Source organism: Candidatus Ozemobacteraceae bacterium, assembly GCA_035373905.1.
Lineage (GTDB): Bacteria > Muiribacteriota > Ozemobacteria > Ozemobacterales > Ozemobacteraceae > MWAR01.
This window is the reverse complement of record DAOSOK010000039.1, coordinates 34,335-43,736: the sequence shown is the minus strand read 5'-3', so window position 1 is coordinate 43,736 and position 9,402 is coordinate 34,335. Positions and strand designations below refer to the sequence as shown.

Genomic DNA, 9,402 nt, shown 5'->3' with positions numbered 1-9,402 from the left:
TGTCGTCGTGGAACTCCTTCAGATTCAGCGGGCTCAGCAGGGTCAACTCGGCGATGCACCGGTCGCCGGTGAAATGCAGGAGGGCATCGATCAGCCTCGCCAGAATCTCCTCGTTGCCCTCCCTGCCGAACACGAGCTTGAACACAACATCATTCCGCAATGGATACACTTTCCGGTCCGCCATCGCACCGCTCCTTCGCCCGATGATTCGAAGCGGCCCAACACCATCCGCTCCATCCATACATCAGGCGAACCGGGGGGCTGGTAAAGAATATTTTTCACTATCTTTTTTATCCGCAACCCCGGGGAAGTGATCGGCCTGGAACGGACAAGGCCCGGGGCGGGTTCCCCGGGCCTGTCGCTTTCCTAACTCCCCTTCCCTGTGTCTTTAGTAGTTGGGAGGGTTGTAATTCTCGAGGTAGGTGGTGGTCTTGGCCGCCACATCGACCAGCGACCAGGAGTGGAGGCGGTTGACATTGCCCGTGTCTTCGACCATCCACACCTGGGGCGGCGCGCTGACATCGGCGGGATCGTTGTACTGCGCACGCAGGATCGTCGAGTTGCCGTTACCGATATATACCAAATACTTTTCCGTATCGGACGTCGGCTGGAGGTGCTCGAGGCGGAAGGTTCCGGCGAGGTCCTCGTTGCCGGCGAGATCCTGACCCGTTCGAGTCGAGAGAATCGGCGAACCGGCGACCTCCCAGTAGGAGACTTCCTTTTCCGACTGTTCGCCGGCCACCAGCACAATGATCGTGCGGGTTTCGAGTTTCATGGGGTAGACCCTGACGATCAGGCCGTCGACACCCACGCCGGTCGTTTCGTTGACGTACCGGCCGGTGATGGCCCCGACGTCGGTTTCCTGGTTCTGGATCATCTGGTAGGCGAGCGTCGCCGGGAACATGGTCGTCACGCCATTGTTCTCTTTCACGATGAAGTTGATCGTCAGGTCCTGCCACCCCGGCTTTGAGAAAGTCAACTCGTAGTCGCCGGGCACGAGATTGGCGAAGGAGAAGCGGCCCTGGTCGTCGGTGATGGTGCCGCCCACGCCCTTCAGGGTACATGTCACATACTGGAGCGGCGCCTTCGTGAACGCATCATGAACGGTGCCGGCAGCGAGCGGGTGGACGACGTCATCTGCGGTCAGCACCTTCGGAGAGACGAACAGCTCAGGTTTTTCGGGAACGAGCGTGCCGTCGTTCAGAATCAGCACGACATAGGTCGCCGGGGAATACGCCGCCGCATCCCGCGCCAAACCGATGTTGTAGGTCCCCGGCGAAAGATTCTCGAAGACGAACTCCCCCTGTGCGGTCGTGTTGACGGATCCCACGAGCGAACCGCTCAGATAGGCCTCAACCAGGATATTGGGAAGCACTTCCGATGTCGTGGTTAATTTGACGACCCCTTGCATCGTCGTCTTTGGGCCGAGTGAGAAGTCCTTTACCTGGTCGACGTTCGACTGGATGGTGACCGTGGCTGTCTGGCGCCCGAAACCGCTTTTAGTCAGCGTCATCGAATAGGTTCCGGATCCGAGATAGAGACTGTATTTGCCATCTTCCCCGGTTTTGACATCTGACGCAGAGCCGACGCCACCGGACGGAACCACCCTGATCAGAACGTCCTTCTGCGGAGTCCCCTCCGTGTCGGTAACCAGGCCCGTCAAATACGCGCCATTCGGAGACAACGTGAAATCCTGGGTCACGGACGTGTTGGATACGATCGTCACCGTCGCGGTTCCGTTGGCATAGCCGCTTTTCGACGCCGTGACGAGATAGGTGCCTGTGGCCAGGGTGAATTGGTAGGCGCCCGCGGCATCGGTCATCACCGGACTGATCTGGAGCGCGGGTGTGGTCCGAGAAACGACCGTCACCGTCACACTGGCGATACTGGCTCCGGCACGAGCATCACGGATGGCTCCGCTCAGCGTGCCCACGGAAGAGGAAATCACGAGATTAGCTCCGTTCGTCCCTCCAATTGATACGATAACCGACTGGTCAACCGCTGCATACCCTGGTTGAGTGACGCGCATGACATATGAGCCGGGGGCCAGAAGAACCTGATAGGTTCCATCGGAAGCGGTCGTCGTACTTTTCACCAGTGTTCCATTCTGCAAAAAAGCGACGGTGGCACCACTGACCGGCTGAGCAGAGGCGTTTGTAATCTTACCAGAAACCAACTCTTCAATCCCTGAAACCGTTGGAAGGCCGCTCCAGGTTCCATCAGCTCCGCTTCGGCCGCCGCTGTTACAGCCGGCGATGACTGCCGCCAGAACCAGCACGGCCAGGAGGCTGCCGGCGAGCCGGCGTGCGAAGCCGGGGGTGTTTATCGTTCGATATCGCTTATTCATCTGATATTCCTCCCGAGCCGGGGTCAGTTGCCGCTTGCTTTCAGGATACTCGTCGACAGGGTGGTCTGCGCGGTCATCGAGATTTCCTTGTCGTTCAGATCGCGGCCATGGATCGTGATCCGGGCGACGATCGGGGTGATATCATCGCTCGGATTCGCATTTCCCCGGGTCAGATACGCGTAGAGAGCCGGCGAGTAGACGTCGAGCGTCGTGTACCCGGCCACATCCGACGGAATCGTCTGCTGCTGGCCGGAGCCGCCGGCGTCTTGAGCCCGGACAGAGGCACTGGTGCCGCTCGAACTACTGGAGCTGCTGGAACTGCTGGAGCTGCTCGAATTGCTCGAATTATCCGACGAGGAATCCCCGCTTCCCGAGTCGAAGGTCTTGATTTCGGGAGCCTGAATGAATGCCGAGAGAGCCCCGGAAACGTCGTAGCGGCCGTTGGCCAGCGAAACACCGTTCGGCGTATAATATCGAACAGAATATTGATCGAGAAACACGGAAACGCCGTTGGTCACGCGAAAATACACCTGCATGAGGGGAAACGTCGGCCCCGTGGATTCCGAATTTTCGCCGGAATCGGACGATTCTTCGGTGGGCTGGAGAACCGAGGGACTGACGCCGGCGACGTGAATATCGGATGAAGGCGAGAACAACTGGCCCGTGGAGTTCTGGCAGCCGGCGAGGGCGACCAGGAGGGTGACCACGCTCAACGTCATCACATATTTCATAGAATATTTCATATTATCTCCACGCCAAGGGGCTTTCGTTCGCGCCGGCCACGGGAGTGCCTTTGATGGGAGCGCTCCGAACGATGTTCGGGGTGATGAAGACGACCAGTTCGGAACGTTTGTTCGTCTTCGAGGTGGAGTTGAAGACCTTCTTGAAGAGAGGAATCCGACCCAGGACCGGGACGGCGTTGACGTCGTCGGATTTGCTTTCGGTGATCAGGCCGCCGAGAATCAGGGTCTCGCCGGAATGGATGACCACTTCGGTGTTGGCAGTGCGGCTTTCCGTCCAGGGAACGCCCTCGACGAACGAGCGAAGGGCGGTGATGGTCGGCGTCACTTTCAACCGGATGGTGCCGTCGTCGTAGATGGTCGGATTCACCGCCAGGTTGATGGGAACCGGCTCGAACTTCACTTCACGGTTGGTGATGGTCGTGCCGTTGCTCACCGTCGTGTTCGTCGTGACGTAGGGAACCTTCTGGCCGACTTCGATCAGGGCGTTCTGGCCATTCATGGCTGTCACTTTCGGATTGGAGAGAGACCTGGCGCGGTTGTTCTTCTTGAGGCCGCGCAACAGCAGGGAAAAGTGCTCGTTACTGAGGGTGCCGAAACGCAGGATTCCGTTGCCGCCGGTCGGCGCCAGGGTCTGGTCGAACTGCCAGAGAGGAGCCTGGCGACCGAGTTGGGTCATCATCGCGGACCAGTCGATGCCGGTCGAGTTTTCGTCGTCGAGGGCCACGTCGAAGATGTGGGCTTCGATCAGTACCTGTTTGGGCGGCACGTCGAGGCTTCGGATGATCTGCTCGATCTTCTTGAGGTTGTCGGGCGTTTCGCGGATCACGAACGTGCTCTCCAGGGGCACGGAGGCGCCGCCGGTTCCGCCGCCGGCCGGGGCTGCCTGACCGAAGGCCGGGACGCGGCTGATCGCCAGGGACAGGATGCCGCACAGCAGGCCGGCCGCGAGCATCACGCGCAGGGTTCTGGTTCGTTTCATGATCTGGTTCCCTCCCCTTCGGCCGTCACATGCCGCCGGACGCGCCGCCGGTCATGCCGGTGCCGCCGCCCGAGCCGCTCATGCCGCCGGATGAACTGCCGCCGGAACCGCCGGCTCCGCCCATGCCCGAAGCAACGGCGCCCGAATCGACTCGCTGAACCTAGAGCATCTGCTTGTCGGGGTCGAACCGGGGAAGCACCATCTGGATGGCCTTCACCAGCGTATTCCTGTCGATATATTTCAGTTTGAATATTCGCTCCTGCATCTGGCGGTTCTCCATCGAGACGTCGAACACCTCGAGGAGCCGCGCGATCTCGTCGAGCTTCGGCCGGGGGGCCAGCACGATCAGCGAGTTGGACCGCTCGTCGGCCTGGATGCTCCAGCGGCCCGACGACGAGACGCGGGGCGAGGCCGTCACGGCGGCACCGGCGCTTCCCGAACCGGGAGCGGCGGGCTGGCCGGCCGCACCGGCCGCGGGGGCTCCGGCAGCGGCGGGCGCGGGGGCGCCTCCGGCTGCTCCGGCAACACCGGCGTTTCCGGCGGCGGGCGCTCCGGCCGGGGCGGCTCCCCCGGCGGGGGCGGGAGCGGCGGCGGGCGCGGCCATCGTCGAGGCCGCTGCGGGGCGCGAGGCCGCCAAGAGTGCCGACATCTCGTCGGGCTGGCTGTCGAGCTGCTGCAGGGTGTTCTCGACGAGCGGCAGGATCTCGTAGGCCATGGCGTGGCGCAGGAAGAAGACGCGGGTCTCGAGGGGCTCCTCGCCCACACGGTAGACCCAGACGACGCCGTCGCGCACCTCGTACGAGTAGCCGTTGGTCTTGAGCACCGTGTCGAGCGCGGTGCCGATCGGGATATCCTGGAAGTTGACCGTCGTCTGGCCGGAGATCGGGTTCTTCGACACCATGTTCAGGTTGGCCTTGTTGGCCAGCAGCCGCACCAGGTCGGCGAGCTGAACGTCGCGGAACTCGAGCGACACCCGGATGCTCGACAGGTCACGCAGGGCGTTGTCACGCTTCGGCGCGAGGCTGACCGACTTGACCGGCTGGTCGGGCTCGGGCACCACCACCGGGCCGGGCTGGGCCTTCTTCGGGAAAAGAGGCTGCGACTGGGCCACGGGGGCCTTCTTCACCGGCACGATCATCGATTTGGGAACCGTCAGATACGTCTTCTTCGCGATCTTCGCCGGCGCGGTCGCGACGGCGGGGGCGGGGGCGGCCGGGGGCGGCGCGATCGGCGTCTGCACGCGGCGCACCTTCACCACGGCGCGCTTCGGCTCGGCCGGCGGCACGGCTTCCTCCTCGACCGTCACCGTCTCCTCCTCGATCACCTTTCTGGCATGCGCGGAGGACGCGGAACGGGCGGGAGCGCTCACGACCGGCTTCGGAGCATCCGGAGCGACGACCCGGGCAACCGGCGCGGGAGCAGGAGCCGGAGCGGAAACAGGCTCGATGACGGTCCTGGAAGCAGGCGCGGGCAGGGAAACCGGGGCCGGGGAAGCCGCCTTCGGGGTCGGAACGGCCGCGGGGGCCGCCGCCGGCCGTGAGCCGGGCTGACGCCGCACCTTCACCACGGCCATGCCGGCTTCATCGCCGGAAGTGGCGCTCCGTTTCACGACAACCGTCTCTTCTTCCACGACCGTTTCGCCGGCCGGAGCGGGTTTCGGCAACGGGATCGCCGGCGCGGCCGCCGTGCGGGCGGGACGTGCCTGGAGCGCCGGTTCCGGTTCGGGAACGGCGACGGGAGGGCGTTCGGGTTCAGGCTCCACAACCGCCCTGGGCGCCGACTTCCGGACAATGTCGGGTCTCGGTTCGACGGCCGGCGGAGAAGCCTTGGCGACGGGTTTCACGGCCGCGATCGGGGCGGAGGGAGACGGCGAGCCGATCTCGATGCCGGCCTCCCGGAGTTTCGCCCGGAACTTCGCGGCCTCCTCCTCCTTGAAATCCTCGTCGAGCAGGGTGACGAGCTCCTCGCCCCGGCTCCGCACGAGAGCGACGGGAACGGGCTTGCCGGCCGTGCTCATGGTTTCCTTCTGGAGCTTGACGGCGTCGTCCGCCCTGCCGGACATCAGATACAAAACGGACAGGCGATCGGTGATCAGACGGAAAAGAGTTCTGTCCTGCATCTCGGCCTCCGGCTGCACGGCGGCCGAAAGGCCGGCCGAACCGGCACCTCCGAGGGCCACGGCCAGAATCAAGGGCAGGAAACGGTTATTCTTTGACATACAGGACATACTCCTTCCCGTCTCGCGACAAGGTCACTCTCCTGGGCTTGATGGACCGAACGGTGAACCCGTCGCAGAAGTCTCCCTCGCGAACCATGTTCTGGCCGAGAATCGCGACCCGGTCGTCATCCGACCCGGTCATGACGCCGTGCAGGACCGGCAGCCGGACCGACTCTCCGGTCAGGTCGACCGCGTCCGGCGTCTGCGCCTGGGTTTGCGACGGGGCGATCGCGGGTGCGGGGATCGCGCCCTTTCCCGGCCGGAAGATGTCGCGCGCCTGGTTCCAGACGCCCTCCGGGCCTCCCCCCTCGATCTTTTCCCATTCTTCCATAGACTCGGTTATATTCCACTTGCTCTTTTTTTCCGCACCTTCCGCGTCGGCACCTTCGGCGGGCGGCACTTCGAATCCGGGCGGGACTTCCCGGATGCCGGACGTATCCGGGCCGGGCGACTCCACGCCCGGCGGCACCGGGGCCGGGGCGCCACCACCCATCTGGGAATAGGCCGAGCTCCCCAACAGCAGGGTCATGCCGAGGGCGGCCGTCAGTCGCAGGTTCGGATTCATCGCATCACCCGCCGTAGATGTAGGTTTTCACGCGCATCTTGATCTCCAGGGGGCCGGGTTTCGTCGGCGCAAGCACCTGGATCCCGTCCACGTCGACGAGGCGCGGGATCTGTTCCAGGCGCTCCAGGTAGGCTCCGAGATCGCGATAGAAGGTGTGCATTTCGAGAGACAGTTCCATCTCCTCGTATTTGACCTGGGCCACCGGATCGTTCGCCGCCAGCCTGATGCCGACGGTCTTGGCGGCCAGGGCTGCAGGGGTGACCGAGTCGATCCGCATCCGTTTCGTGGTCGAAGTGGTGGTGATCTGCTCGAGGAGGGCGCCCGCCTCGCTCCGCTTGGGCAACTGTTTCGACAGTTCGACCGAGAGCGCCTGCGTTTTTTTGATATCGGCCTGGAGGGTGGCGATCTTCGCCTTGGCGTCGAGGGCCGTGTTCAGGTCCTGGCGGAGCTTCTCGTTCGTCTGTTCCTGGGCCGTCACGCCCATCTGGCGCTGCGGGTGGTTGTACTGCCAATCGTAGCCGACCAGCGCGAGGCTGATCACCAGGATGGCGATGATGACCTGCTGGTTCACGGCTGCTTTCCTCCCCCGGCGGCAGGCGGCCGCAGTTCGCACGAGACGGAGAACTCGACGATCTCCGTTCCCGCCTGGGCCCGTTCGCTCCTCTGCCAGACAACGTTTTGGAACGCCGCCGAGCCTTCGAGGTTCTTGATGAACGTGGAAAACGCGCCGAAGCCGAAGCTCCGGCCCTTCATGCTCAGGCTTCGCGGCCCTTTCCTGGCGGCGGGCTTCTGGCCACCGCCGGTTTCACCCGGCATCCCGCCCCCCATCGACTGGTCGAGGGCCGTGCTCTGAGCGGCGACGTAATCGTCGCTCAGGATCTCGGTCAACCAGACTTCGGGCGGCATGCAGGTTCCCAGCTCGGTAAAGATTCTCGACCAGAAGATGCGCTTGCGGAGAATGCTCTGGATGAACGTCGTGCGGATCGTCAGGTCCCGTTTTTGCTTCACGAGCTGGTCATACTGGGCCTTGAACGAGGCGACCTGCGCGAACTCGTTCGTCATGCGGACGTTTTCCTCGACGGCCCGCATGACCCGCGCCCGGTGGGGCAGATACACCTGCCAGGCATACAGCGCGGGCGCGAGCAGGGCGGCCAGGCCGCACAGGGCGGGCACGAGCACGGTCGCGATCATGCGCTGGATCCGCTTCCGCCGCTCGGCCTGCATGCCTTCCATCAGATTGAGGACGGCCGCGTTGCCACGCATGCCGCACAGGGCGGCTCCGACGGCCGGGACGATTACGGGCGCGAGGCGCGGGTCGGGCGTCTGGCCGTCTTTCGGCAGGAACGGCACGGATTTGAACGGGAAGAGGGGCTGGATGAGGCTGACCGTCAGATTCTCCTGCAGGTTGCCTTCGAGACTGCGCAAATTGGCAGCGCCGCCGAAGACGAAGGCCTGGCTGACCTGGCTCTTCATCTGGCCCTTGAAGTAGTCGAGGGACAGGCGCACCTTCTGCATCATGCGTTCCATCCCGCGCCTGATACCCTCGGAAACCTGTATCTCGACGGCATCGCTCTCGTAGGCCCGCTGTTCCTCGGGTGAGAGAATGCCGATGGTCACCTTGTACTGTTCGGCCGCGTTCCGGTCGAGAACGATCTCCTGGCCACCCGATTTGTAGGTTTTGGTCAGGGATTGAGTCAGCTCATCCCCCGCGAAGGGGAACGTACGAGCGAGGCGGAGAGTCTGCAGATCGCAGACGGCGACCTGGTTGGACGTAGCTCCGAGGTTCAACAGGGCGATGAGATAGGGCGACACTTTTTCCTCGAAACTCTCGCCGTAGTTGATCCAGAAGCACTCGCGCAGGGCCACGGGATACGGATAGACGCCCTCGAGCGAAAGGCCGGCTTCCCTGATCTGCTCCTCTTTTTCGCGGAGCCAGGATACCGGGAAGGAGGCCACGAGCAAATGCACCGTGGCCCGTTCTTCGAGGGCGGATTGTCCGAGAATGGTGTAGGTGTGCGCGAGTTCGACCGTCGGGCCTTCGAGGCTGGGCGGCGGCTTCATCTCGAGCTCCATGACCTGGTCGAGCTGTTGCCGGGTCATGGGAGGTTTTTCGACGAACTTCAGCTGGACGTCGCGGTCGGCGGTGAGCAGGGCGACGGACTTCGTCTCGTGGCCGAAGGCGGCCGCCACGTTGCGCAGACCTTCGAGCAGGACCGGCTTCGTCAGCCCGATGTCGCGCGGCACGTCGAAGCAGTACATGCCGCGGCAGATGGGCGCGCCGGACTGGAGTTCCAGCAGGACCGCCTTGATCGAGGTCGAGCCGATGTCGAGGCCGATGACCTTCTTCAAGCCGTCGAAGACGATTGGTTGGCTGCTCATGATCTCGACACTGTCCTGTTCGCCGGCACCCGCCGGAGGTGGAATCTGTTCCGGGCGAAAGAGATCACGGCAATGCCCGGAAGATAATCTCCGCGATCGCGGGCATTATCGACAGGGTGCCGAGATTTGTTAACGCCTCATTTCACGGCCAAAGGAAAACCGAATCCGCAG

At 63.5% G+C, this 9,402-nt stretch carries 8 protein-coding genes; all 8 read right to left on the bottom strand.

Annotated features, from left to right (window positions below):
- Positions 1-184 (bottom strand): PD-(D/E)XK nuclease family transposase (locus PLU72_16770; protein ID HOT29833.1); only part of this gene is annotated, 184 nt, incomplete at its 3' end.
- A 204-nt stretch (positions 185-388) separates the two neighbouring features.
- Positions 389-2,347 carry a carboxypeptidase regulatory-like domain-containing protein gene (locus PLU72_16765; protein HOT29832.1) on the bottom strand — a complete coding sequence of 653 codons (1,959 nt, stop codon included), beginning with the start codon at positions 2,345-2,347 and terminating at the stop codon, positions 389-391.
- A 23-nt stretch (positions 2,348-2,370) separates the two neighbouring features.
- Entirely contained in the window at positions 2,371-3,090 is a 720-nt protein-coding gene (locus PLU72_16760; GenBank protein HOT29831.1) for a hypothetical protein, read from the bottom strand.
- 1 nt (position 3,091) lies between these two features.
- On the bottom strand, positions 3,092-4,069 hold the full coding sequence (locus tag PLU72_16755) for a hypothetical protein (GenBank protein HOT29830.1): 978 nt from the start codon (positions 4,067-4,069) through the stop codon (positions 3,092-3,094).
- Positions 4,070-4,229: 160 nt separating this feature from the next.
- Positions 4,230-6,287 (bottom strand): secretin N-terminal domain-containing protein, encoded by a 2,058-nt coding sequence (locus PLU72_16750; GenBank protein HOT29829.1) that lies wholly within the window; start codon positions 6,285-6,287, stop codon positions 4,230-4,232.
- Positions 6,274-6,852, bottom strand: a complete 579-nt coding sequence (locus PLU72_16745; protein ID HOT29828.1) for a hypothetical protein — start codon at positions 6,850-6,852, stop codon at positions 6,274-6,276. Before PLU72_16745 ends, PLU72_16750 begins: the two co-directional genes overlap by 14 nt.
- A 4-nt stretch (positions 6,853-6,856) precedes the next feature.
- Entirely contained in the window at positions 6,857-7,423 is a 567-nt protein-coding gene (pilO, locus tag PLU72_16740) for a type 4a pilus biogenesis protein PilO (GenBank protein HOT29827.1), read from the bottom strand.
- Positions 7,420-9,231: a pilus assembly protein PilM gene (gene pilM / locus PLU72_16735; GenBank protein ID HOT29826.1), complete on the bottom strand. Its 1,812-nt coding sequence runs from the start codon at positions 9,229-9,231 to the stop codon at positions 7,420-7,422. The genes pilO and pilM overlap by 4 nt, the downstream gene beginning before the upstream one ends.
- Positions 9,232-9,402 lie beyond the last annotated feature (171 nt).